The organism is Escherichia marmotae (assembly GCF_002900365.1).
Lineage (GTDB): Bacteria > Pseudomonadota > Gammaproteobacteria > Enterobacterales > Enterobacteriaceae > Escherichia > Escherichia marmotae.
The window spans coordinates 520,517-543,780 of sequence record NZ_CP025979.1 but is presented as its reverse complement, the minus strand read 5'-3'; the positions used below and the strand labels follow the sequence as shown (position 1 = coordinate 543,780).

Sequence of the window (23,264 nt, the reverse complement as noted above, 5' to 3'; positions counted from 1 at the left end):
GCCTCTTAGTTAATTGCACCGCCCACCAGCAATAATATGGCCTTATATAGCTGGTCGTGTTCTTCTTTATTCAGTTCTATCCCGGCCTTCTCAATGACACCACAGATTTCCTCCTGAATGGCATCCCACATGGCACTGTTCAGCCAGGTAGCAAGACGTCCTGTGCGAAGATTTCCGTCAGTAAATCCGTTCTTACCCGGACCAAACTTATCTTTTACCGCAGTCAGCGTATCAATCCTGTGCATCTTCATCCTCATCTGGATAGGAAAATAAAACGACGGTGTGTGACGGACATAATTTATTAATCACGCACTCCGCAACCGTATCCCCCCACGTCCGGATCGGTGTGTTGCAGGCGTCCGTGCATGTCTGCCACTGAGCACCGGCATCCACCGGCAACGTCACACGCCAGAAATAACGCCAGCGATCTCCCCATTCCGGATCGGGGCTTGCATCTAGGTGCTGGAACTGTTCGATCGTTACGCCGGTATATCCCAGCGCCTCAAGCTGATCCAGGAAGAACTGCTCATTTATGCCACCAGCCACATTGGCTTTTGCTTCAAGACGTTGCTGACGCTGGCGTAATGTCTGGGTTCCGACAGGGGAACAGGAATCAGGTAAACCATACAATTCTTCATAACGTTCAATCAGCTCTGTGGACTGACCGGGATCGATTTCAATCACCAGTTCATCAGCCCGCTGGTGAACACGCACAAGCGATGGTGCCAGACCGTCAAGTACACCGTCGGTATCTGACCATGCAGGTCCCGGCGGCATCAGGCCATACAACAATTTTGTATAATCATCCTGTAACGAATCCATTATTTACTCCTTACCGGGTCATAAGCCTGCCATGTGATCTCCCCGAGTACCGGAAGCTCAGTTTCCCCCAGGTCAATATCCGATGAAGGGGCGATGAGTCGATGGGCCACCTCGCCTGCAGATAAACTGATAGCCTCGCTGATTCTGGACAGATACATGCGCCCTTCCGGCACACCATCCCGGAACATCAGCGCATTCAGTTCTGATTTTATTGCCGCCCTGATCTGCGGTGTGTCTTTCGATAACGCAATCGTCATCGGGATGACTTTTTCTGTGGCACCGAATACATACAATCCGCTTCCGGCAACAGGTGCCAGAGGAAGGATGTGGTCCCTGACTGCGTTAATCACGCTTTCATCCGGGGCCGGGTGTTCCGGATCGTTTGTCGCCACCATCACGCCAACCGTTCCAGTGCCTTTCCAGTGTCTGAAAGTCCATGCACGGTTAATACCCTGAACTTCTTTCGCCCAGATAACATAATCAGGGTCTGCGCCCCCCTGTGGAATGTAGTAATAACGTTCCATAACGCGGGCACGCCATATTTCCAGATTTTCAGTATCTTCACCGTCTGTAATGGTGTCAGCGTACCCTGTGGACGGCAGACCACTGACGGGGGTTCCCAGTTGCATGGCAATACCATCATCCGTATTCCCCGCCGCCCCCGGTTCATCTGCCACAACAGGCACCCGGAGAAGACCATCGGCTGCGGTCACCGTCGCCGTCGTGGTGAAGGTCACCTGATCATCACGCTGGATCTGCGTTCCCGCTGGCAATACCGGCGTTCCCTCCACGCCATCCCAGCGCACAAATCCCCGGGCTGCCACCGCATCTTTTCGCGGGCAGCGTTTGATTCTGGCGTGACGGTACAGCCAGTCTTCATCACACATGTCCGGCAACAGATTTCTGGCAAGATAATCAATATACCCGTACAACGTGTGCACAGCTGCAGCCTGTACACGGGCATACACTTCCGCATCCATACGACGAAGCAGCGTATCCTGCTCAAAGCGGGTTAATAAATCGCTCCGGATCATAGCGATAAGTTGCGGGAGGCCGGGGCGATAAAACTGACTGTCAGCCATTCAGTTCACTCCAGATATCATCAAAAATAATGTTGTGAATATTACCGTCACGCTGGTAAATGGTAATGGCAAGTGCCAGCGAGTCTGTCCCGGTCCGGACAGCGTTAATATCAAGACGGGCAGCGACCCCATCCTCCACCATCCACGCCAGCGCCTCACGGGCATAATCCCTGGCAAGCTGCGGTGTTTTATTTGTCAGCTTGCTGCGTCGCAACAGATACAGACGCGACCCCGTGCGATCATTCTGAACGGCAGGCCAGGTATCCCCCCACCATCCAAATATCTGCGGTGCATCATCATCCCGCCCGGCACGCCGCCAGGTAAAAAGCGAAATAATCACAGCACGCGTCAGAAGGTCGTTCGAAGCCCCGGTCAACACGGGTCGCCCGTTAACATTAATCATCATGATTTTCAGCCCATCGGTTGATCCGGTGTGTCAGTAACTCCGCCACCATCACCATTTTCGGGGTGTTTGTGGGCATTGTAGGTCTGCCGCATTTGCTGCATGCTGAGTCCGCCACTGTCGCAATTGTCAGTAATATCAGCGGTGGATTCGACAGGCATTTCAAAGCGCGCTTTAGACGCGTTTTTAAAAATAATGGGCTTACCGGCCCCGTTCACCACAATACCGGAACGGGTCAGGACAACTGACTGCCCCTGATCGTCATAAAGCGCCACTTCCCCACGTTTCAGTCCTTTCAGCCGGTAACGTCTGTCAGCCACGACCACAACCACACCATGAGAACGGTCGCCCGCCGGGAATAAAGCAACCCCCTCAGCACCGTTCTGTGCGGCAGATGTAAAACCATAAGGTTCAAGGTGCTCAACGTGTTGTTTCTGATCTCCGGCTATCATTTTCAACCCTACAGACTGACACTTTCTGGCGGAATCCACCGCCGTGATGACAGCCCGGGAAATCAGATTGCGAAGAGAAAACCCGTTCATCAGAAATCCTCCTCAACATTTTTTTTCTTCCTGGCGGTGACAGGCTCAGGGAGATAAGCATCTGCCGGGCCAACCCGTAATTCGGTCGTCGTGCCCCGGTCGTCATGGTTATAGGTAACTTCTGCGATCACCAGTTCATCATTATCAAAATTATTCAGCGGGTCGAAAACGATGACAGATAACCCCGGACGCCATAACGCGCCACTGCCCTGCCGCCAGCCCTGAACCGTATATGTTGTCTCACGGGTAAGCGCAGCCCGTTGGCGCGCTTCAAATTCACAACGGGCCTTACAGGTTGCTGCCGTTGCTGTGCCTGACTGCTGAATCAACAAAGGGCGATAACGGGTCACACCACTGTCCTGAATGGTCTGACGTATTGCGGCAATGGTGGCCTCACCAAAATCATCATCGTTGCCCGGGCGCTGCCCACTGACCTGATATTCAGAAAACCGCTCTCTGATGCTTCTTTCCGTGTCACAGGAAAGAATATTCTCTCCCAGCACCAGTGCTGTCGCCGCTTTGCCTGTTCCGGGTTTCCCCAGAACCAGTCGCCCGCATTCATCGTCATAAGCCAGCGTCTGAACCTGCCCCAGCAACCGGTTAAGACAATCGGCAACGGTTTCGCCGTGTTCCGGCTGGGCATCAATCACCGCTGTCTGTGGCACGCCAGCATCAACAACGGTGATGCCAAATGGCGCAGCCAGTTCACTGACTATTCTGAGCAGGTTTTTTCCGCTCTGCTGGAGTGGCAAAGCAGAGCAGTCAACCAGATCGGCTGTTTTGCTTCGCCCGACAATTCCCATGCTGACGCTGCTGGCGTCATAACGAAGCGGTAGTGCCTCCACATATCCGGTGAGCACAGGCTCATCCCCGATAAGCACTTCAACCAGCTCACCATTTTTATCCGGGGCTGATAATCCCGGCTTCCGGGCCAGCGGGTGGTAATGACAACATTAAAATCCCGGGCAATACGGTTAATGCCCGCACTGATACGGACGGATGTCCAGCCGCCCCATTCGCGACCGGAAACCCGAAGTAAAACGGTATTATTCATCTGACGGGTACCCTTAATGCCCTGACCGGAACAAAGCCCGGATGAGAGATGGCATTTCGATCCAGGATATCAGTTTCACGGGACGCATCGTCGTACCATGACGCAGCCAGAACAAGCGCAGGAAGAACCTCCGCTGGCGTTCGCTCTGCGGTTTCCTCCGTCTGAACCAGACTGGCCTGAATATCCCGGTTCAGTTCTGTACGTAATGACGTCAACTGAAAAAACAGCCTGTCATCCGCCGTACGCCTGAGCTCCTGCTCAATCGCCGCGTTCAGCGATTCGCGTATGATGGTGAGATTTTCCCGCGTGGGTGGTTGTGCTGTCTCATTCTGCTCTGTACTGGCAGCCACACTGTCAAGTGCCGGATGAGAAACATGAATGATATCGGACTGACGTTCAGTGGAACCACCAACAGCCACAACCGCCTGCTGATTTTTCACCAGACTTCCGGGTTGCGGCAGTGAAGTGACCGCCCTTGCAGCCTCGCTGATTGCCGTCGTCCGGATGACTGCAGCCACCAGATTTGTCTGCTGTTTTTGCCTGACAACCGATGCGGAATCTGTGGGCCACACCGCACGCGGTGCCAGTCCTGGATCCAGCGTAATACCGGACATTGTCGTTATGGACTGCACCAGATCCTGTGTGTTATCCACCAGTCTGGTTCCGGCCCGCCAGGTATCCTGCAACGTATGCACAAAATCACTGGCAACCGATGGCGGCATCAGAATGACGGATAAATCGCCCTGCATCAGCCTCATTCCGGCAGAAACAGCAGAATTAACCATTTTGAAAGCCGTCTGAACGGTTCCCAGCATATCGGTTGCCCGGGCAATAACATCGTTCTGAATAAAGTCCGGTATTCCCGCGAGATCAAAATCGCCGAACATGTCTTCAAGCAGCTCATCCAGGAATCCGGACGACTCCTCCAGTTTTCTGGCGGTTGCGGCTCCGGCGACCGGAAATGACAGTTCCCCGCTCTCAACAAACTGAAATGAAACCCGGCACATACGGCCTTCCGTGCTGGAATGAGAAACGGTCACCTGTCCGTCAATACAACCCTGCATTTCACCGAACTGCGGATGGTTCAGTGTCCCCGGCCCGGCGGTTTCAATCGCGGTAATCAGCCTGTCGCGCTGCTCTGCGTAATCATCACCAACGAGATACGCATTAATCGTCAGCCGTCGCGTGGCACGCCCGAGATCTTCCGTGTACGGTTTGTCACGGTTTGGGTATTCATGGACCTGAACGCGGCGTCCGAACGAACCCTCGTCGCTCTCCACCGAAAACGGAACGCCACGAAATGAAGCGTCGTAAAGATTATCGCGCCAGGTCGTTCCGGAAGATGAAGAAAACAAAGAGGGCAAAGAAGGTAAGGAAGGAAAATCCATTCTGATACCTCATTATTAACGCCTGAAAGGTGAATACCCAACGTCATGGGTGATTTTCATAAAGGGATCGCCTGTTTTCGGCAAATCGATAACGCGCATTCCCTGTGGCGCATTGTCAAACGTGACTTTGATTTCACCACGTGCTGCCACAGACGATATCGCCGGATTAAGCAAAGGAACATTCGGTTTGTACTGACGCGGCTGATTAAGGGATGCCTGGTATTCCTCATAATTTTTTCGATTAAAAAACGGGGTCCAGTCAGAGGCCAGATATATGCCATGATCCTTGGCCCAGTTAACATCGCCCTCAGGCAGAATTGATTCAAGTGCATTTTCGACGGGCTCCCACATCATAGAAGCCAGCATCCCATATACACCGGCTTTTCCGATAACGCCCCCGCCTTTACCAAACAATCCGGTAGCGGCAGTGACCTTGCCGAGTGTGCGCATATCCTTCGTCACAATGCTGATTGATTTAGTGACATCGGTGACCCACTTTGTCGCCATAAAAATGGCGATAGCTTTAAGGATCGTTTCCCATCCCCCCATAGCCTGGGCGGTGCCATCAATGACTTCCCAGACATTTTTAATAACCGGCCCAACGGTTTCCCAGTTATCAATTATGAGATATGCACCACCGACGAGAAGCGCAATTAATCCCTTTGCCGGCGTCATATTCATCACGATACCCATGATTTTTGTTATGCGTGTCAATGTGCCAATCGCCACGCCCATCGTCAGTAATGCCGCACCAGTTTTCGCGATGGTTTTTACGACCTCAGGATTTTCTCTGACAAACGTGCGCACTTCTTCCAGAAAAGGCTTCATCTCTTTTATGCCTTCATTGAGTGAAGGCAGGAAGGTTTCCCCCAGCGTGGAAGAAATCGCATTGATCTGGTTCTGCAGCAGCAACAACTGGTTTTCCGTCGTCGCGGCACGGGCGGCATATTCTTTCTGCATTGAGCCGCCATACTGCTGCGCATCCGCCACACGATTAAAATTGGTTCGCAACAAATCCAGATTCGTGAGCAGCGGTGCGATGGCTCCCAGAGATTCCTTCCCGAACAGCGCATTCAGCACAGCAGCCTGTTTTTCTTTCGGCACTTTCGCCAGAGAATCCAGTACGTGCAGCATGGCCCCACGGGCATCTTTCTGCATATCCGCCGCCAGTTTTTTCGGGTCAATGCGCAACAGGCGAAGCGCTTTTTTCTGCGATTTGGTGGCAGAATTCCCCGCTGTCAGCGACAGCATAAAATTCTTTATCCCCGTCGCCGCAATTTCTGATTCCCCCCCCCATTCCGGCAATGGTTGCCCCCATTGCGGCAATCTCTCCGGAGGCCACACCCGCAACACCGCCTAAAGGGCCAATACGGGTCACAACATCAGAAATCTTTTTCGCACTTGCAGGACCGGTATTACCAAGATAGTTAATCTTGTCCGCAAGTCCTGCCACCTCTCCCTGTGTCAGTTTAAAGGCAGTGCGCCACTGTGCCATCATCTGACCGGATTCTTCTGCCGTGGTGTCAAAGGCCACCCCCATCTTCACGGCGTCGTCAGTAAACTGCATCAGCTCGTCACGGGCTATGCCAGCCTGACCACCCGCCGCCACGATTTCGGCGATACCTTCCGCCGACATAGGCAGTTCTGTTGACAGGTCGCGCACCTGTTCCGTCATTGCCTTAAACGCTTCCGGCGTATCCAGACCATCCACCACTTTCCGGACATCCGCCATTTTTGATTCAAGGGCAATGGCAGATTTGACCGGGAGCGCCAGCGCCCCCAGTACTGCGGTTCCGGCACCCGCTGCGCCCAGAGACAGGCTGGCAAACTCCTTTTTAAAGCCTTTCAGCTGGCGCTGCATCCCTTTCAGCGGTGCCGACACCTTATCCACGGCAGTGATGATCGCCTTCAGCTGAAAACTGTCAGCCATGCTTCATCTCCTCGTTAATGCGGACGGCCTCGGCTTCCAGTTCTGTAAACTGCGAAATAGCCACCCGTCGCAGCTCCAGTGGATTCAGTTTCCAGAACCAGGCAACATTGTAGAGTCGTTTCCGGAGGTGCTTCCCGTCTCCGACTGGGTAAAAAAACGCAGGATCTGCATGCTGGTCTTAAAAATATCCAGTTTTGCCATCTGCGCCGCCGATGAACGCGGGATCCCCGCCAGCAACGGGATATATTTCAGTGCCACCTGGCTGTCCAGTTTAATACTGCCTTCACCGGAAATAATGAAAGGAAAACCCAGCGCCTCGATTTCGTCATACGTGGGCTCGCGCAACTCCAGCACATGCAGCATTTCGTTATGCGCTGTCACCGGTTTTTTTAAAACAATTTCTGTCACGCTCATTACTGATATCCTCCCTCTTCGCCGTGGAATTCAAGATCTGCCGTACCTTCTTCGGCATTATGGTTTGCTTCGCCGTGCAGCCATGCCGCCGAAAGCACATACACCATGCCGTTTGCCAGCTCGGCAGTAATCGTCATCTGATCTGAGGTGGTAATTTTGTCGACCGGAAAATTTTTGGGCACTTTAAACGTGCCTTTAACGTAAGGTGACCGCCAGGTCTCCTTGTAATCCACATCCCCTGCCATGCCGACAACATCATCCCGGACATTGGTGTTCATCGGCACTTCAATGCCACCTGTCAGCGATAACTGCTGACCATCCACTTTAAAAAAACAGGTTCCGGCGATCTTTGCCATTATGCTGACTCCTCTGAATACTGGAGACGGAACTGGTTAACCACCGCAAAGACACGTAACTGGTTAACATAATCCGGCGGGAACAGCGTGTTCAGTCGGTTCGGGTTATCCGCATCACGCTCAACTGTCAGATACTGTTTAAACAGATCGTAATTTTCCACAATACCGGCACGCTCCATCTGACGATATGTCGCCAGAAGCTCCCCTTTGATAACGGCAGGAGTAACAATCGCCTGCCCCGGACCAAAACGGGTACCATCATTTGCCAGCTTGTGGCGTCCGTACTTGCTTGTGATGACCGATTTCAGTTTGCGAAGAACGTATGCGCTGGTATGCAGTGTTTCACTGTCCAGATAGCTGTTGTCTGCCACGCCATATGCATTCTTTTTGTAGGTGGTTACGGAACGCTGGATCCGCAACGTGCCGCCTTCCACATAAGCCGTCGCCACGCCGTGAGATAAAAGGGTCTGCTGCTCTGTCATGATGAATCGCTTACCTTTCGGTGCCGGAAGCATCCCCACCAGTTCCCCCGTCTGTGTCGGACGGGCCGGGTCATTGCGGATAAATACCGCTTCACGGGCAAGGCGACTGGCAACCAGTTCATCGACAGGCGACTGGGTTTCTTTTTCGTAACCGGCAAGCGTGATATGCTGCTGATTATGCGTATCTCCGGCATCAACCAGCTCTGACAGCGTTCCCAGTTTTGCGGTATAGACATGCCCGTATAACTGGCGCGCATAACTCCAGCGACCGCTGCTGTCATTCATTTCGGTCATCATCATATTGATGGAGGCGGCATCGTTGAACGGCAGGCCGATAAAGTCGAATGCCTCATCGCCCATAGCAGCAACAGCGGCGGTAAGATCAGGCGCTCCACTGCCCGCAGTTCCGGCTTCCGTCACGACCTGAAGCCCCGCAGGCAGAATCTCACCACCACCAGAACCATAATAATTCAGGCAGACAGGCAACTCGTTACCATACAGCCCCTTATGGCGGGCAGTCAGCGTCACCACACCTGCATCAGATGACGCCGCAAACGGCAGGGTGATAACCCCGTTTACCGCTTCCTTAATCGCGGTGGCAACCGCAGTGGCATCATCGCCATTCACCACAGGCACCTGTACACGGGAACGCCCGACATACAGGCTCAGGGTGCCGCTTTCCTCTGCTTCTCCGGTAACTGTCACCCTGACCGTCGCCGCCGCCCCTCTGGCTTCCGGTACTGCAATAACATACAGTTCACCGAAAGGATCTGTCTGACGGTAGACGTCAACCATACGCGCCAGCTGGCTCCCGGCCCCACAAATCTGACGGGCATAATCTGCCGACGGCATCAGCACCAGGCTGTTAACCTCAATGGCGGCATCGTTGCTGGCATGCCCAATCAGTAATGCAGGCGCGCTGGTCACCGCTGTATTTGCCGCAGAATTGTCCATCTCGGCGTAGAACAACGGCACCAGCGTATCCGACGGAACAGCACTAAAACTTATTGTCATGATTCTTTAGCCTTATCCTGTTTAACACGTGCCACATCACCCGCCGCTATACGGCGGAGCCAGTAGCTGCTTTCTTCCACATTTCGCCCGTCAGAAGGCAAAAGGTCTCCACGGGCAGGGTCAGGAACCGACCGCCCTTTCAGGGGTTTCACAAACATGAGGGACTCTTATTTCTGAGGGAAACGCATTTCCAGATGGTGCTCAATGTCACCATCCGGGCCAGTACCAGGATCGATGTAATCCACATCAATACTCAGCAGGGATAAATCCGGCAGGGCATTCACGTCCTCTGCCTGTCGCGTATCTTCTTCCGTGATTTCATACTTCGCCGTAAAATCAAACTGGTAATACAGTTCGTAACGGTTCAAATCAAGCAGAGTGCCACCAGCATAAACAATCTCGCCCCCCTGCGGATCCGGCATCCATCCAAGCAGGGCTTTCCAGAGTTCGCCCCGGACATCATGGACGGCGTCATACGCTGCCCACTGCCCTTTTTCATCACGCTCATTGCTGAGCACCACAATCACGGAAAAGCCTTCGGTCAAATCCTGCCAGTAATCGGTCTGGGATTTTTGCTCCCCCGGCGCATCGTCAGAGGGAACCACATAGGCAGCAGGCAGGCGAAGTTTTCCGGCATCAGGGATCGCCTTAAACTGTGCTGCGCCACCAACACGCTCCTCAAAACGCGGGCATCGCTCACGCAACGCCGCAATTATCGTTGTCAGTTTCATTTATGCTTCCTTTTTACCGGACGTAACGAACGCTGCAGTTCACGGGACAACAGTTCCTGCGTCCAGTGACGCCGCCGCTCAATAACGTCAGCCATAAAGTTATTACGCGGGGCCAGCCGGAAACCCGAAGAATGGTGCTTCTTCTGCCGCTTATCCTTTTTATCCATTCCATACGCTGAATGGCGAACACCGTAATACAGAAATGCCGGATACCAGGGGGCGCCTTCAGGGAGGCGACGATTCCCCTGCCCGTTTTTCTGGTCAGGGGAAATTTTCACCATCAGTCCGGGGCGACGCGTCGTTTTTTTGGGAACGTAATAACCGATGGAGCGGGCCAGACGCCCGGTCTGATACCCCGGGTTCTCTCCCGGGCCAGAACGCCCGCGTTTAATCACCAGACGTCTGGCGTCACGCATGTAAACGCGCCCGATTTGCACAAACGCCCGACGCAAACGGGCGCGATTAAACTCCAGCTCCTTTGGTTGTTTAAAGTCGACGTGTAAAAATGCTGTCTGATTCATGGCATTCACCCCGTCGTCGCGCTGTACGCAGTTCTTCACATTCCAGTAATAAAAAACGCCGCTGACCGTTCAGGTCGCGTATTCGCCGGATCCGGTACTCCTGACCGTAATAAACCACTTCGTGATCTGCCGTGATGTCGTGCCGGAAACGGATCGTAAAATAATGCGTAACGATATTTTCTGTCTGCACTGAGCCCTGATAAGCGGCAGCGCCTGGCTGAGCCACCTTTGCCCAGACATCAAACGACTCCGGATACGTTGGCTCCGTACCAAAATCAGCGGTGGGTTCATCCACACGAAGGCGGATCTTTATCCGGCGATTCAGCTCTCCGGAATCCGGTAAAAGGTAAGTGACACTGGTCTGACTTTGCCTGATTTTCATAGCGGGACAATCCTGTAAGGGCCAGCAAGCCATCTGAAACTCATTGGCGTTTCCAGTTTCTCCACATCGGTGATCGTTGAGCGATTTTCATAAAAATGACTGACCAGCATCAGCATTGCCAGACGAACATCATCAGTCAGATGCATCCCGTCAGGATCGTCTTCCGGAATCGTCTCTTCCGGTGCATACAACTTCCTGTTCAGGTATGTCTCTGTTCTTTTCTGTACCACCTGTGCCAGCAATTTCAGAAAATCGCCGTCACTGTACAAACCATCATCGAGCCGGAGGTGAGATTTAATTTCCTCTTCTTTCAGGAGCATATTTTCCTCCTGTGCCCGCCATTACGCGGGCACAAAAAAACCGCATTACGCAGCGGCTTTCTGGCGGGTTGCAGCCCCAATTTTCATCAGCTTAATCGCCTGAGAATCCACCAGCATACCGCCGGTTCGCTTGGTGGTATAAAAACCCACGAACGGTTTGTTGGTGTACGGATCGCGCAGGATACGGGTACCGATGCGGTCAACGATGGTATAGCCACGTTTGAAGTTACCAAACGCAATGGCTTTTGCATCGGCGGCAATATCCGGCATGTGCTCATTCTCAACGATGCCATACCCTGCCAGAGAAGAAGGCTGACCCAGCTCAATACCCGGACGCCACAGATAATTTCCGTCGTTATCCTTCAGCAGACGAATGGCAAACAGGCTGCTGTTGTTCATCATGAACTTCGCGCCGCTGCGGTGCGCCTTGCGCAGGGTGTAAATCAGTTTAATGATCGCATCGGCGGTCACGCCAGAAGCCGCACCGGAAGCAATGTGCTGAAGTTTGCCAAACGCACGGGTCTTGTCATCTTCATCGGTGGACTCATAAGCCAGAAAACCTTTTGGTTTTTTGCTGCCGTCGCCACTGGTAAAGGCAATTTCTTCCTGTTCGGCAAACTCCATCGCCAGCTCACTGTTGCTCCAGGCTTCCACATTGAAGAAAGCGTCATCGAGCATTTTCTGGGTGGCCTGCGGGTTGCCGTAGATTTCCCCCATAAAGGGTTCAATCAGACCCAGTTTTGAGGTGGCGGTTTCCGGACGAGCTTCCGTTTCCCCCACCCATCCGGACGTTGTGCCGCCCAGATTCACCAGTTTTTTATAATCCGAGCCCCCAAGGGTGATCACTGTGGCCTCCTGGCGCATCACCACCTCATCTTTCAGCAGCGTCAGAATGGTGCGATCCAGTTCTTCCGGAATGGCATAACCACCATCCTCATCATTGCCCACCTGCAGCGCCTTACGCTCAAGCTCACGCAGGCCGTCTTCACGCCCCTTGCGCATAAAACCGATAAACGCTTCTTTATGTTCACCGGCAACTTTATTTTGCGTGCCGCCTGCCGGACGCTTGACTTCAGCCAGTTCAGCCTCAAGATCGTTTTTGAGATTTTCCAGCTCAGCCAGCTTTCCGTTGAGGGTTTCCACTTCACCAGCAAGTTTTCCCTTTTCCTGCTCGATCGCGTCGATACGTTTGTCGTTTTTTTCCTTAAAATCGTCAAACTTCCGCTGCAACTCCTGCGCGACCTGTTCCACATCTTTAACATCAGCCATTATTTTTCTCCTGGTTAAAATTTAAGATTTTTCAGTGCATTCAGTGCGGCATCCACATCCTCAGTATCACGCAGGGATAAAGCGCCATATCCCCCGGCCATGAATGCTTTGGCCTGGGTTCGCGAAAGTCCAACGTCGCGCAGGACCCGCTCAATGATTTTCTGATCAGGGATCTCCCCACGTGCCAGCGCATTTTTCACATCACTGATACGTGCCTCATCATTGGAAGGAAACGTCACCAGACTGACCTCCCACAGGTCGATCTCTTTCAGCAGGAATACCCCTTTTTCACGGTCGTATTCCCAGTCTTTCAGGATGTAGCCAATAGAAAGGCCGGTTAAAGAACCGGCCTTCATATGGGCATGTGCACGTTTTGCCAGGGGATCATCATCAACGAGTAATCGCCCCCTGACATAAAGCCCGACATCATCTTCTTTCATTTCGGTGTACACACCGATGGGCTCATCCATGCGGTGCTGCCAGAGCAACGCAGGCAGCGCCTTTTTTTCGCTCCATTTCTGGAGTGTTGTGGTAAAGGCGCCGGGGACCACCACATCATCGTGGCTGTCCTTAACACCAAAAACAGAACCGTAACCTTCAAATTCCCCGGAATCACTGACCGATTTCAGGTTCAGCGGTATATCAAGACGCTGTTTTGTCTGCATCTCCACTCTCCTTTTTCTTACCGTTGTCATCGCCAGCAGAGGGACTGGTGGTCATGTTCATCGGTGTCAGATACACATCGCCGCCCGGTCGGGGATTCATATCCTCCAGATCACGGCAGTCATTAGGGGAATAAATGCCCCAGTTGATCCCCGTGGCATACGCTTCAAACCGGGATTTCATGTCGCCACGCAACAATGCTCCGGCATTAAATTTGGCGTAAAACTTCCCCTGTTTGCTCTCCCTGACCAGCCCTGTATTGATCCGCTGTTCAATACGGGTCAGATACGGCACAAGGGAATAGTTAATGAAACCAAGCCCCAGCTCTTCAATATTGTTGAAGGTGGCGCGATCGGTGTTCTGCACCATATGCAGCGGCACGCGGAACAGGCGACAGATTTCTTCCAGCTGAAACTTGCGGGTTTCCAGGAACTGGCTGTCCTCGGCATTCAGTGCCACCGTTTTCCAGTCCAGCCCCATTTCCAGAATCATCGGACGATGAGAATTTCCCAGCCCGACATGCCGTTCCTCAAAGTCCTTTTTGATACGCGCATAAGCCTGATCAGAAAGTTGTTGATCCGTACGCAACACACCGGATGTCACCGCGCCGTTACCAAACAGCCTGGCGCCGTGCTCCTCAGTTGCCGCTGCCAGTGAAATGGCCTCACGCGCATACGCAATGGGATTCAGCCCGACCAGTCCGTCCAGCGTCAGAGTGCGCACATGCCAGATTTCATCATGAGTCAACACATCCACGGAGCCATCCGGAAACGTCACCTGATAAACCGGCTGCCACTGGCTGTTCAGCTTCGGTTCCACACAGCCCGGATCTATCGGAAGAAGCTCCACCACTTCCCCCAGTGCCTTTACCTTGTAGGCGTAAAAATTACCCCGCAGACACAGGCAGACGATAACCAGCTCCCAGAATTCCTGCGGCGTCATGTAGCCATTGGGTTTGGCTGAAACCAGCTTATGCAGTCGTTCATCCACCGCCCGTGTTTTAAGGGTGCCGGTGATTTTGTAGAGGCTGCAGGGCAGCATACCAACAGGCTCCGCCAGCACCCTGACGCAGGAATACACCGCCGTCAGTCGCATGGCCCGCTGACTACTGATCCGCTTTCCGGTATAGGTGTCGTATGACAATCCCAGTTCTTCCGCAAGCATCCCGGGCGTTGTGACGGGAGTGTTATTTTTGCGCTGAAAAAGCCCCTGGAAAAACATTACTCACCTCCGGAAGCGACCCGGTGACCGCGCTCGAGATAACGCGCAACCAGCCACGACCAGCACAGGCACAGCGCCCCGGCAACAACAAAACCTGCCGGGGGATAAATCAGCCATGCGCCATACGACAGCAAAAGCGCCCCCAGCACGCCCACCAGTGGCGTGAGAATTATCAGAAACATAATGCCCTCGGTTAAAGCGAGCGGATACCAACACTAATCAGGTGTTCAGACAGATCCGGCTCCGGTTCACCGCCATTGACCAGCATCCGGCTCATTGCTGTAAACATCGCAACAGGGCCGTCGATTTTGGCTTCCGGCGTGGATTTATTCGGGAAGATATTGTCGTTTTTGTCCGGTTTCACCGTAACGTTAGACATCATCCAGTTCATAACCGGGTGATTGCTGTGATGGAAACGCCCGGCATAGACCAGTGATTCCGTTTCCTTCATGGCCTCTGACAGATTGCGGACCGTCTGCGGAACTTCCACCAGCGGTATCCCTTCTTCAGCCAGCGCCAGACTGAACTGCATTGCGCTCCACGGGTCAAATCCCAGTTCCCTCAGGTTTTCACCGCCAATCCATTCCAGTAAATCACTTTTTATCTGAGCATGATCGATAACATCACCATCTGTCAGGATGAGCTTATCCATTTCCGCCCACTTCCGGTAAAGTTCTGCCTGCTGCCGTGAACACCGATCCAGTCGCCCTTCCGGAAGCCAGAATTTAAAATCAGCATGAACATGTCCGTTATCAGTTCGCCAGAGTTTTGCCGCCGCACAGATATCAATCTTATGAGCAAGGTCGACGCCGACCCACATGGGATACGTTTTCAGCTCATGCTGTGGAGCAATGTATTCGCACTTCTCCCACTTAATCATGTCCATCCAGGCAGACTCGGCAGTGACCCACACATTCATGTGTTTTGTGAAAAAATTCACCCGCGCCGAGACCTGTTCCTTTGCTTTTTTCGCCAGACGACGCAGATCATCCCAGCGTTTACAGATGCCCAGGCCCGGATTCGCTTTCTGCCAGACCGTTTCATCAAACGGATCATCTCCCTCATCGAGCGTGTAAATAATCGCAAAGTAGGAATCGTCTTTTACCGCGCCCTCCACGTCGCTGTTATAGCCACGCAATACCTTGATGGCGTAATCGCGTTGCTCGTAACAAATCCCTTCCTTGTTAAAGCCTGCCGTAGTGATACCAAATAACAGGGACTGCAGACGGGCACCGGTTGCAGTTTCCAGAACGTCCCACACGTCGCGGGTTTTATGTGCATGCAGCTCATCAATAATGGCGCAGTGGATGTTCAGACCGTCTAGGTTGTTTGCATCCGAGGAAAGCGGTTCAAATTTTGATGCGCTCTGCTCCTGGTAAATCGCCAGCTTGTTGAAATCAAACAACCGCCCGAGTGTCGACCGGGCTTTTCTGACCATATTTTTGGCGTCTTCAAACACGATTCTGGCCTGGTCACACGTGGTTGCGGCTGAATACACCTCAGCCCCGCCTTCACCATCTGCTCCCGTCATATACAGACCGATACCCGATGACAGGGTTGATTTTGCGTTTTTACGGGCGACTTCGTTGTACGCCGTCCGGAACCGGCGCACCATCACCGGGCGTCCGCTGCCATCGCTGCGCATGACAACTTCCCCGGTCTCTTCATTCACCAGCGGAATGACAAAACCAAAAATATTAATGAGGATAAAAACATGCCAGTCCATCAACTCAATGGGCTGACCTGCCAGCGCCCCTTTTACATGGGGCACAAATTTGTAGAAATTCAGGATGTGCTGCGCACGGGGTTCACTGAAATAAATCCCCCGCTCTTCGCCGTACTTCAGATCATCAAGAAAACGCTGGCAGGCCAGACGGACAAATTCGCCAGCGACAATTTCTCCTGCAACAACACGTTCGGCGTAGCGGATCCCGTCAGCCACTTTTGCCATCAGTCTCTCGCTTTTAAAAGCTCCGCCAGCGGATCAACATCATCCGGTCCGGCGGTATTTACTTTAGCCCGGCTTGCCGGTGACATACCAAACTCTGCAAGCATCGCCCGGATCCGCTTCCAGGCATCCGCCTTCATCGCCGCAGCCGGGTGTGCCTTGATCATCACATCACCGTTCTGCGTTTCCGTGCGGTAGGTATAACCCTCAGCATCGAGTGTTTCGCAGTGATGCCGGTATTCGGTGTAGGCTTCCACCAGTAACTCGAGTGCACGCGCATCAAGCTGAGAAATGATCCCTTCCGCATTCAGCTCTTCCGCCATTCGCCTGAACCAGTACTTCCCCTGCGCCCCTAAATGTTGCGGAATTTTAGGGAGACCTTTTTCGTCCTTTTTAGCGGTTTTTTTGGGGTCTTTAACGGGGCGCTTTGAGGGGTTGCCTCGTATCAAATGCAGTCGTGGCGGGGTTTTCGGGGGTCCTGACATAATCGGTTTTACCTATCAATCGTTTGATCACATTCCCAAAAAAAGTTTTCGAACCTGCGGCGATGCGAAGAAGGATTGGCGGGCGGTCCCGGACAGCCAGGGCTGCAGGGATTTGACCCGCCCCTCCCTACAAGTGAGAATAATTATCATTTGATTCATTCGCGCGCTGTTTTCGCTTTGTGGCAGGGCCAGCACAGACTCTGCAGGTTGCTGTCTGCGTCTGTTCCGCCATGCGCTTTCGGGATGATGTGGTCGACAGTTTTCGCCTCGCTCACCACACCGACACGCAGACACAACTGACACAGACCTTTATCGCGCTTCAGAATACGGGCACGAATCACCGTCCATTTTGAGCCATAGCCACGCTGGTGGCGGCTCAGTCCGCGCTGGTGCTGCACCCAGCCTTCACCACGATGTTTATCGCAGTAGCCAGAGCTGTCTGTCGTGGTGCCTGCGCAGCCTCGCTTACGGCATGCGCGGGGGATTCGTGATGGCATGGAATTTCATTCTCCAGCGATTAAAACGTTTCTCTCTCGGGGATAACATGTATTGCATTCAGTCCCGCCGCCACAGCGTACTGATTATGTTCACTGACAAGCTGCATTGTTTCATCAAGCAATTCACGGCAGCGATTTGCATTCGTTTCTATGCTCAGCACCAGTGAATGACTCCCACACAACCGCCCATCCAATAAAAATGGAGAATCAGCAGAAACAATTTCCGATTTTATTTTTTGCAGCGCGCAAAGATTTTCTTCAATACGCTTTCGCAGAACAACGCAGCGTCCAATCGCTTCATAGTTTCGCTCAGACATTTCGCCTCCTGTTTTCAATGGAGATATTCAGGCCAACAGCATTATCGCAGCCCCTCACACAGAAGGGCTGCTGTAATGCCTGTTACTCAGTAATAACTGCGCCTTCCGGCAATTTCACGTCTTATCAAACAGCGCCAACAATTCAGAATTTACCTTCTCGAACCATTCTAAATTAAGTTGAGTGCCAGCTATTGCATTTGCTGATGCAGCATCTTTTTTATTTAGATTCTTTTTCTTCTTCATTAATCTACCCTCTTAAATATAGATGCGGGATGTCAGTGAGCAGTTCTGCAGACACTGCCGAACACCGTCGACAATTTCACAGACCTGAGAAGCTGTGTCGAAAAGCTGGCGCGCCTTATCCAGGCTGACGCATCCCACCAATAAAAAAGGCACCAGTATCGCTACCAGCGCCCATTTCGCCGCCGTTCGCGGCATTCTGTGTGTCCAGTGTTTTCTGCTCATAACCCACCTGGTTATCAGCGTTTCAACTGAAAGTGAGGCCCGTCTTTCAGTGTTTTCCAGTCGCCGCCCCATTCGATGGCAGTTCCCAGCTCTGCGGCAGCCCGCTTAAATGCCTGCGCGATTTTCTCGTACAGAGGCCAGTCCCATGATACCTGGCTGCCAATGTAGGCCACAACATCCACCGCATCACCGGTCAGGTGGCGGCTGTTCATGGTCTGGCTTTTTCCTTCAGCAACCAGCTGTTTCTGGCGTTCCTTCGTGCGCAGGCCTTCCGTAATACCGAAATCAACCTCCGTCAGCTCCAGCGCACGGCGAACAACGGCAACCAGCTGTGGTTTGACGCCCTCCAGATTTTTTTCGCTACGACGACTGAATCTGAATTTACCCGACATGCTCACCTCCGGAATGAAAGGATTTTTGAAACGTTCCCGCGTGCGCGAATCACCAGCACGCAGAACAGCAGATTAAGCCCCACCGCCAGCCAGTTCGCCGCTAACGGGCGACCGCACAGATAGCTGAGTGGTGCAAAGGCATAAAGCAGCATCAGCAGCCAGGCCAGCCATGACATCAGCGGTTTATGTCTGGAATCACGACGACGATAAAAAAAGAGCGTCAGCACGATAACCGTGCATAACGCCACATTCAGCAATCCGGGAAGGTCATTTAACATTACCGCCTCCTCCGCCCCTCAGGCGGGAGAACAGACCGGACACCAGTGATGCGATATCCTGCTGGTGGATGAACGACAGAATCTTCACCGACACCACTGACACCAGCACTGCACACAATGCGTCGACAGGCGCTCCGTCAAACCCTGTATGCTTTACCAGCCAGGATGCCAGAACCTCTGCGCCCAGCACACCGATAATGAACGACACCAGAAAATGCGCCGCCACACGCCAGGCTGAAAGCGCCTGCGGCATTGTTGCCACAAATAACGCCCCGGCGAACGCACCAAACACAATCCCGAAATCCGTTCCGGTAAACAGCCCGAATACCGTCGCCCCGCCGAGCGCCGCAGCCGTGCCGGAACCGGATAAGGGTTCAGACATACTTTTTTCTCCTGTAAATAAAAAAGGGCCACCAGCGGCCCGTAAAAAACACCCCGTCAAAGGCACCCGCAGATGCCTTTTGTGTGGTGTTATTCAGATTTGCGCAGTAAAGGCCGGAGCACGACCAGCGCCATCGCCACCAGCACACCATCTGCCAGCACCGACATCAGCCGTCCGGTGAAATCCACCGCCACTACCAGAAACAGCAGGATGGCAGCCAGCACAAGGCGCGCACTTTTCACAGGTACTGCTCCAGCGGTAGCTGAAGCGCCTGAGCAATTTTCTTGAGCTGTGCTTCTTCATCCGGATCAATGCCATCCTGGTCAGCGATATCCAGACACAGGCACAGCACATTAACTGCGTCATCAGTACCGGCAACATCAGCCAGCTGGCGAAGGGCTTCAGCATTGGCAGAGCGCGGCGACGCTTCATAACGGGCGCGGATATTTGCACTCATTTGTGCAATCTCACCGGAGAACGGCGCAAAGGCAGGAAGTGCTGCAATGGTTTTCTCCAGTACCGCGATTTCTTTCGCGTCACAGGTGCCGTCAGCGTATGCAATGGAATACGCACCCCAGACGGTCGCCTCCACCGCATCGCGGTTCTCCATTTTCTTTACTTCAGTAATGGCCTTGCGGGTTTTCTTTTTGAAAATACCAAACATCGTGACTTTTCCTTTTAGTGGGTGAGCCTCCGCCCGGGGGTGACCAGCCCACAGAGAAAGTCACACTGACCATCCCGTAAGCTCACCCCTGAAAGGCTCTGTGGTTTTTGATGTGCGCCGGGCGTGGCGCAAAGAAATGAAATAAGACTTACCTGAAATTAAGGGTAACCGGCTCATTTAAACCGTCTGGTCTGTTTCCTCCGGCTCTACAAAAATAATGTCCATCATTTTTAATGGACACTATCGTATGAAACACCGGACCTGGATCACTGAAGCTTTACGTCTTCACTTTGAAGAACATTTACCCCGGGTTGTGGCCGGGCGTCGCCTGGGTGTACCAAAATCAACAGTTTGTAGTATGTTCGTGCGCTTTCGGAGAGCTGGCCTTTCGTGGCCTTTGCCCGCAGGCATGTCGGAGCAGGAACTTGATGCCTGCCTTTACGGACAATTTTCCACGGTACCAGTCGTACGTCCTGAAAGCACCGTTATATCCGAAGCCCCCGTGGTAAAAAAACGTCCCCGGCGGCCCAACTTCCCTTATGAGTTTAAAATCGCCTTAGTGGAGCAGTCACTGCAGCCCGGAGCCTGTGTGGCGCAGATCGCCCGGGAAAACGGAATCAACGATAACCTGCTCTTCAACTGGCGCCATCAATACCGGAAAGGTGGCCTGCTGCCTTCCGGAAAAAATATGCCGGCACTGCTTCCCGTGACGTTAACGCCGGAGCCGGATAATAAAATCCCGGCCCCCGCACAGGAACCAGAGCAGATAAATACACCGTCCGACAGTCTGTGTTGTGAGCTGGTTCTGCCGGCCGGAACTCTCAGGCTTAAAGGTAAACTGACGCCGGCGTTATTACAGACACTTATCCGCGAAATAAAAGGGAGCAGCCACTGATGATATCTCTCCCTGCCGGTTCGCGTATCTGGCTGGTTGCCGGTATCACCGACATGCGGAATGGCTTTAACGGCCTGGCATCAAAAGTTCAGAACGTCCTGAAGGATGACCCGTTCTCCGGACACCTGTTCATCTTCCGCGGACGCCGGGGTGACCAGATAAAAGTGTTGTGGGCTGACAGTGACGGACTGTGCCTCTTCACCAAACGCCTGGAGCGGGGCCGCTTCGTCTGGCCAGTCACCCGTGACGGCAAGGTGCACCTTACTCCGGCTCAGTTATCCATGCTTCCTGAAGGTATCAACTGGAAGCACCCGAAACGAACGGAACGCGCTGGAATCCGCATATAACCCGTTGTAAAGTGAGGATATGGACACCTCACTTGCTCATGAGAACGCCCGCCTGCGGGCACTGTTGCAGACGCAACAGGACACCATCCGCCAGATGGCTGAATACAACCGCCTGCTCTCACAGCGGGTGGCGGCTTATGCTTCCGAAATCAACCGGCTGAAGGCGCTGGTTGCGAAACTGCAACGTATGCAGTTCGGTAAAAGCTCAGAAAAACTTCGTGCAAAAACCGAACGGCAGATACAGGAAGCTCAGGAGCGAATCAGCGCACTTCAGGAAGAAATGGCGGAAACGCTGGGTGAGCAATATGACCCGGTACTGCCATCCGCCCTGCGCCAGTCTTCAGCCCGTAAACCGTTACCGGCCTCACTTCCCCGTGAAACCCGGGTTATCCGGCCGGAAGAGGAATGCTGTCCTGCCTGTGGTGGTGAACTCAGTTCTCTGGGATGTGATGTGTCAGAGCAACTGGAGCTTATCAGCAGCGCCTTTAAGGTTATCGAAACACAACGTCCGAAACTGGCCTGTTGCCGGTGCGACCATATCGTGCAGGCACCAGTACCTTCAAAACCCATTGCACGCAGTTATGCCGGAGCGGGGCTTCTGGCCCATGTTGTCACCGGGAAATATGCAGACCATCTGCCGTTATACCGCCAGTCAGAAATATACCGTCGTCAGGGAGTGGAGCTGAGCCGTGCCACACTGGGGCGCTGGACCGGTGCCGTTGCTGAACTGCTGGAGCCGCTGTATGACGTCCTGCGCCAGTATGTGCTGATGCCCGGTAAAGTCCATGCCGATGATATCCCCGTCCCGGTCCAGGAGCCGGGCAGCGGTAAAACCCGGACAGCCCGGCTGTGGGTCTACGTCCGTGATGACCGCAACGCCGGTTCACAGATGCCCCCGGCGGTCTGGTTCGCGTACAGTCCGGACCGGAAAGGTATCCATCCACAAAATCACCTGGCCGGTTACAGCGGTGTGCTTCAGGCCGATGCTTACGGTGGTTACCGGGTGTTATACGAATCCGGCAGAATAACGGAAGCCGCGTGTATGGCTCATGCCCGGAGAAAAATCCACGATGTGCATGCAAGAGCGCCCACCGACATCACCACGGAAGCCCTGCAGCGTATCGGTGAACTGTATGCTATCGAGGCAGAGGTCCGGGGCTGTTCAGCAGAACAGCGTCTGGCGGCAAGAAAAGCCAGAGCCGCGCCACTGATGCAGTCACTGTATGACTGGATACAGCAACAGATGAAAACACTGTCGCGTCACTCAGATACGGCAAAAGCGTTCGCATACCTGCTGAAACAGTGGGATGCACTGAACGTGTACTGCAGTAATGGCTGGGTGGAAATCGACAACAACATCGCAGAGAACGCCTTACGGGGAGTGGCCGTAGGCCGGAAAAACTGGATGTTCGCGGGTTCCGACAGCGGTGGTGAACATGCGGCGGTGTTGTACTCGCTGATCGGCACATGCCGTCTGAACAATGTGGAGCCAGAAAAGTGGCTGCGTTACGTCATTGAACATATCCAGGACTGGCCGGCAAACCGGGTACGCGATCTGTTGCCCTGGAAAGTTGATCTGAGCTCTCAGTAAATATCAATACGGTTCTGACGAGCCGCTTACAATTAAGGTTAATCTGAGGATTTAAACCATTTTTAAAGCTTAGTAATATCAACTCGTCTCCTGGAGGAGACAGATACTTATGATTCTTCATGGACTTTGTCCCGCGGCTTTAATCCGACAGCCGCGCCCTTTTTTTGCGCCATATTCATCGCTGACTTACATGGCATTGCCGCACGGACATTATCGGTGTCCGTGTTTTCTTTTTTTCGAATTGAGAATAAAAAAAACCGCCTGGCACGGCGGTTAAGGATGTATTACCAGATTTTGATTAGTATATGATTAATCTCAATGTCACGTTTAGCGATGTTTACAACATCGGGATGATGCATCACCGAACCTGCCAGGAAATACAAAATCTCCACCGATAATGCATCATTCC

The 23,264-nt window shown here is 53.1% G+C and carries 32 protein-coding genes and 2 pseudogenes; 3 read left to right on the top strand and 31 right to left on the bottom strand.

Features of this window, described 5'->3' with window-relative positions; genetic code table 11:
* Nucleotides 1–5: 5 nt before the first annotated feature.
* From C1192_RS02870 to C1192_RS02725, 31 genes and pseudogenes are all read right to left on the bottom strand, one after another.
* Nucleotides 6–245, bottom strand: a complete 240-nt coding sequence (locus C1192_RS02870; protein WP_052463005.1) for a hypothetical protein — start codon at nucleotides 243–245, stop codon at nucleotides 6–8.
* A complete protein-coding gene (locus tag C1192_RS02865) occupies nucleotides 232–822 on the bottom strand; it encodes a YmfQ family protein (protein ID WP_000377820.1) in 591 nt (196 codons plus the stop codon). The genes C1192_RS02870 and C1192_RS02865 overlap by 14 nt, the downstream gene beginning before the upstream one ends.
* Complete coding sequence (locus C1192_RS02860) at nucleotides 822–1,904, bottom strand: baseplate J/gp47 family protein (protein ID WP_038354756.1); 1,083 nt, start codon at nucleotides 1,902–1,904, stop codon at nucleotides 822–824. The genes C1192_RS02865 and C1192_RS02860 overlap by 1 nt, the downstream gene beginning before the upstream one ends.
* Complete coding sequence (locus C1192_RS02855) at nucleotides 1,897–2,310, bottom strand: phage GP46 family protein (protein ID WP_038354755.1); 414 nt, start codon at nucleotides 2,308–2,310, stop codon at nucleotides 1,897–1,899. Before C1192_RS02855 ends, C1192_RS02860 begins: the two co-directional genes overlap by 8 nt.
* A 5-nt stretch (nucleotides 2,311–2,315) precedes the next feature.
* The gene (locus C1192_RS02850; protein ID WP_038354754.1) at nucleotides 2,316–2,849 is read right to left on the bottom strand and encodes a phage baseplate assembly protein V; all 534 of its coding nucleotides are present in this window, start codon (nucleotides 2,847–2,849) and stop codon (nucleotides 2,316–2,318) included.
* Nucleotides 2,849–3,903 (bottom strand): annotated as a pseudogene (locus C1192_RS02845) (phage baseplate assembly protein). Before C1192_RS02845 ends, C1192_RS02850 begins: the two are co-directional and overlap by 1 nt.
* Entirely contained in the window at nucleotides 3,900–5,291 is a 1,392-nt protein-coding gene (locus C1192_RS02840; protein ID WP_038354753.1) for a DNA circularization protein, read from the bottom strand. The pseudogene C1192_RS02845 and the gene C1192_RS02840 overlap by 4 nt, the downstream one beginning before the upstream one ends.
* Before the next feature lie 15 nt (nucleotides 5,292–5,306).
* Nucleotides 5,307–7,221 (bottom strand): annotated as a pseudogene (locus C1192_RS02835) (phage tail tape measure protein).
* An 84-nt stretch (nucleotides 7,222–7,305) separates the two neighbouring features.
* Nucleotides 7,306–7,635 (bottom strand): phage tail assembly protein, encoded by a 330-nt coding sequence (locus tag C1192_RS02830; protein ID WP_038354752.1) that lies wholly within the window; start codon nucleotides 7,633–7,635, stop codon nucleotides 7,306–7,308.
* Entirely contained in the window at nucleotides 7,635–7,991 is a 357-nt protein-coding gene (locus tag C1192_RS02825) for a phage tail tube protein (protein ID WP_001062340.1), read from the bottom strand. The genes C1192_RS02830 and C1192_RS02825 overlap by 1 nt, the downstream gene beginning before the upstream one ends.
* A complete protein-coding gene (locus C1192_RS02820; RefSeq protein WP_038354751.1) occupies nucleotides 7,991–9,487 on the bottom strand; it encodes a phage tail sheath subtilisin-like domain-containing protein in 1,497 nt (498 codons plus the stop codon). The genes C1192_RS02825 and C1192_RS02820 overlap by 1 nt, the downstream gene beginning before the upstream one ends.
* Nucleotides 9,484–9,645, bottom strand: a complete 162-nt coding sequence (locus C1192_RS02815; RefSeq protein ID WP_052463004.1) for a DUF2635 domain-containing protein — start codon at nucleotides 9,643–9,645, stop codon at nucleotides 9,484–9,486. The genes C1192_RS02820 and C1192_RS02815 overlap by 4 nt, the downstream gene beginning before the upstream one ends.
* 9 nt (nucleotides 9,646–9,654) lie before the next feature.
* Nucleotides 9,655–10,218 carry a phage tail terminator protein gene (locus C1192_RS02810; RefSeq protein ID WP_038354750.1) on the bottom strand — a complete coding sequence of 188 codons (564 nt, stop codon included), beginning with the start codon at nucleotides 10,216–10,218 and terminating at the stop codon, nucleotides 9,655–9,657.
* Complete coding sequence (locus tag C1192_RS02805; protein ID WP_038354749.1) at nucleotides 10,215–10,739, bottom strand: hypothetical protein; 525 nt, start codon at nucleotides 10,737–10,739, stop codon at nucleotides 10,215–10,217. The genes C1192_RS02810 and C1192_RS02805 overlap by 4 nt, the downstream gene beginning before the upstream one ends.
* Entirely contained in the window at nucleotides 10,705–11,121 is a 417-nt protein-coding gene (locus tag C1192_RS02800; protein ID WP_038354748.1) for a phage head closure protein, read from the bottom strand. The genes C1192_RS02805 and C1192_RS02800 overlap by 35 nt, the downstream gene beginning before the upstream one ends.
* Entirely contained in the window at nucleotides 11,118–11,441 is a 324-nt protein-coding gene (locus C1192_RS02795; RefSeq protein ID WP_038354747.1) for a head-tail connector protein, read from the bottom strand. The genes C1192_RS02800 and C1192_RS02795 overlap by 4 nt, the downstream gene beginning before the upstream one ends.
* A gap of 45 nt (nucleotides 11,442–11,486) precedes the next feature.
* Entirely contained in the window at nucleotides 11,487–12,713 is a 1,227-nt protein-coding gene (locus C1192_RS02790) for a phage major capsid protein (protein WP_101958038.1), read from the bottom strand.
* An 11-nt stretch (nucleotides 12,714–12,724) separates the two neighbouring features.
* Nucleotides 12,725–13,375: an HK97 family phage prohead protease gene (locus C1192_RS02785; RefSeq protein ID WP_038354745.1), complete on the bottom strand. Its 651-nt coding sequence runs from the start codon at nucleotides 13,373–13,375 to the stop codon at nucleotides 12,725–12,727.
* Complete coding sequence (locus C1192_RS02780) at nucleotides 13,353–14,594, bottom strand: phage portal protein (protein ID WP_038354744.1); 1,242 nt, start codon at nucleotides 14,592–14,594, stop codon at nucleotides 13,353–13,355. The genes C1192_RS02785 and C1192_RS02780 overlap by 23 nt, the downstream gene beginning before the upstream one ends.
* A complete protein-coding gene (locus C1192_RS02775) occupies nucleotides 14,594–14,776 on the bottom strand; it encodes a hypothetical protein (protein WP_038354743.1) in 183 nt (60 codons plus the stop codon). The genes C1192_RS02780 and C1192_RS02775 overlap by 1 nt, the downstream gene beginning before the upstream one ends.
* An 11-nt stretch (nucleotides 14,777–14,787) precedes the next feature.
* Nucleotides 14,788–16,545: a terminase large subunit gene (locus C1192_RS02770; RefSeq protein ID WP_038354742.1), complete on the bottom strand. Its 1,758-nt coding sequence runs from the start codon at nucleotides 16,543–16,545 to the stop codon at nucleotides 14,788–14,790.
* Nucleotides 16,545–17,027, bottom strand: a complete 483-nt coding sequence (locus tag C1192_RS02765; RefSeq protein WP_038354741.1) for a phage terminase small subunit P27 family — start codon at nucleotides 17,025–17,027, stop codon at nucleotides 16,545–16,547. The genes C1192_RS02770 and C1192_RS02765 overlap by 1 nt, the downstream gene beginning before the upstream one ends.
* A gap of 155 nt (nucleotides 17,028–17,182) precedes the next feature.
* Nucleotides 17,183–17,524, bottom strand: coding sequence for an HNH endonuclease (locus C1192_RS02760; protein ID WP_038354740.1), 342 nt, complete (start codon nucleotides 17,522–17,524; stop codon nucleotides 17,183–17,185).
* Nucleotides 17,525–17,544: 20 nt separating this feature from the next.
* Entirely contained in the window at nucleotides 17,545–17,841 is a 297-nt protein-coding gene (locus C1192_RS02755; RefSeq protein ID WP_038354739.1) for a hypothetical protein, read from the bottom strand.
* A gap of 114 nt (nucleotides 17,842–17,955) precedes the next feature.
* A complete protein-coding gene (locus tag C1192_RS25580; RefSeq protein ID WP_256734124.1) occupies nucleotides 17,956–18,084 on the bottom strand; it encodes a hypothetical protein in 129 nt (42 codons plus the stop codon).
* A gap of 12 nt (nucleotides 18,085–18,096) precedes the next feature.
* Nucleotides 18,097–18,279, bottom strand: coding sequence for a hypothetical protein (locus C1192_RS02750; RefSeq protein ID WP_038354738.1), 183 nt, complete (start codon nucleotides 18,277–18,279; stop codon nucleotides 18,097–18,099).
* Between the two features lie 41 nt (nucleotides 18,280–18,320).
* A complete protein-coding gene (locus tag C1192_RS02745) occupies nucleotides 18,321–18,698 on the bottom strand; it encodes a M15 family metallopeptidase (RefSeq protein ID WP_038354737.1) in 378 nt (125 codons plus the stop codon).
* 2 nt (nucleotides 18,699–18,700) lie between these two features.
* Nucleotides 18,701–18,976, bottom strand: coding sequence for a phage holin family protein (locus C1192_RS02740; RefSeq protein WP_038354736.1), 276 nt, complete (start codon nucleotides 18,974–18,976; stop codon nucleotides 18,701–18,703).
* Nucleotides 18,966–19,358, bottom strand: coding sequence for a putative holin (locus C1192_RS02735; RefSeq protein WP_023568492.1), 393 nt, complete (start codon nucleotides 19,356–19,358; stop codon nucleotides 18,966–18,968). The genes C1192_RS02740 and C1192_RS02735 overlap by 11 nt, the downstream gene beginning before the upstream one ends.
* Nucleotides 19,359–19,447: 89 nt before the next feature.
* Complete coding sequence (locus tag C1192_RS02730) at nucleotides 19,448–19,600, bottom strand: DUF3927 family protein (protein WP_000833645.1); 153 nt, start codon at nucleotides 19,598–19,600, stop codon at nucleotides 19,448–19,450.
* On the bottom strand, nucleotides 19,597–20,022 hold the full coding sequence (locus tag C1192_RS02725; RefSeq protein WP_038354735.1) for a tellurite resistance TerB family protein: 426 nt from the start codon (nucleotides 20,020–20,022) through the stop codon (nucleotides 19,597–19,599). Before C1192_RS02725 ends, C1192_RS02730 begins: the two co-directional genes overlap by 4 nt.
* 217 nt (nucleotides 20,023–20,239) lie before the next feature.
* Between C1192_RS02725 and tnpA the strand changes: the two genes are divergently transcribed.
* From tnpA to C1192_RS02705, 3 genes are read left to right on the top strand one after another with little or no spacing between them, the layout of a single operon-like run.
* Nucleotides 20,240–20,917, top strand: coding sequence for an IS66-like element accessory protein TnpA (gene tnpA, locus C1192_RS02715; RefSeq protein ID WP_001339397.1), 678 nt, complete (start codon nucleotides 20,240–20,242; stop codon nucleotides 20,915–20,917).
* A complete protein-coding gene (gene tnpB, locus C1192_RS02710; RefSeq protein ID WP_069906977.1) occupies nucleotides 20,917–21,264 on the top strand; it encodes an IS66 family insertion sequence element accessory protein TnpB in 348 nt (115 codons plus the stop codon). The genes tnpA and tnpB overlap by 1 nt, the downstream gene beginning before the upstream one ends.
* A gap of 19 nt (nucleotides 21,265–21,283) precedes the next feature.
* Nucleotides 21,284–22,855 (top strand): IS66-like element ISCro1 family transposase, encoded by a 1,572-nt coding sequence (locus C1192_RS02705; RefSeq protein ID WP_103194767.1) that lies wholly within the window; start codon nucleotides 21,284–21,286, stop codon nucleotides 22,853–22,855.
* The last annotated feature ends 409 nt before the right edge of the window (nucleotides 22,856–23,264 follow it).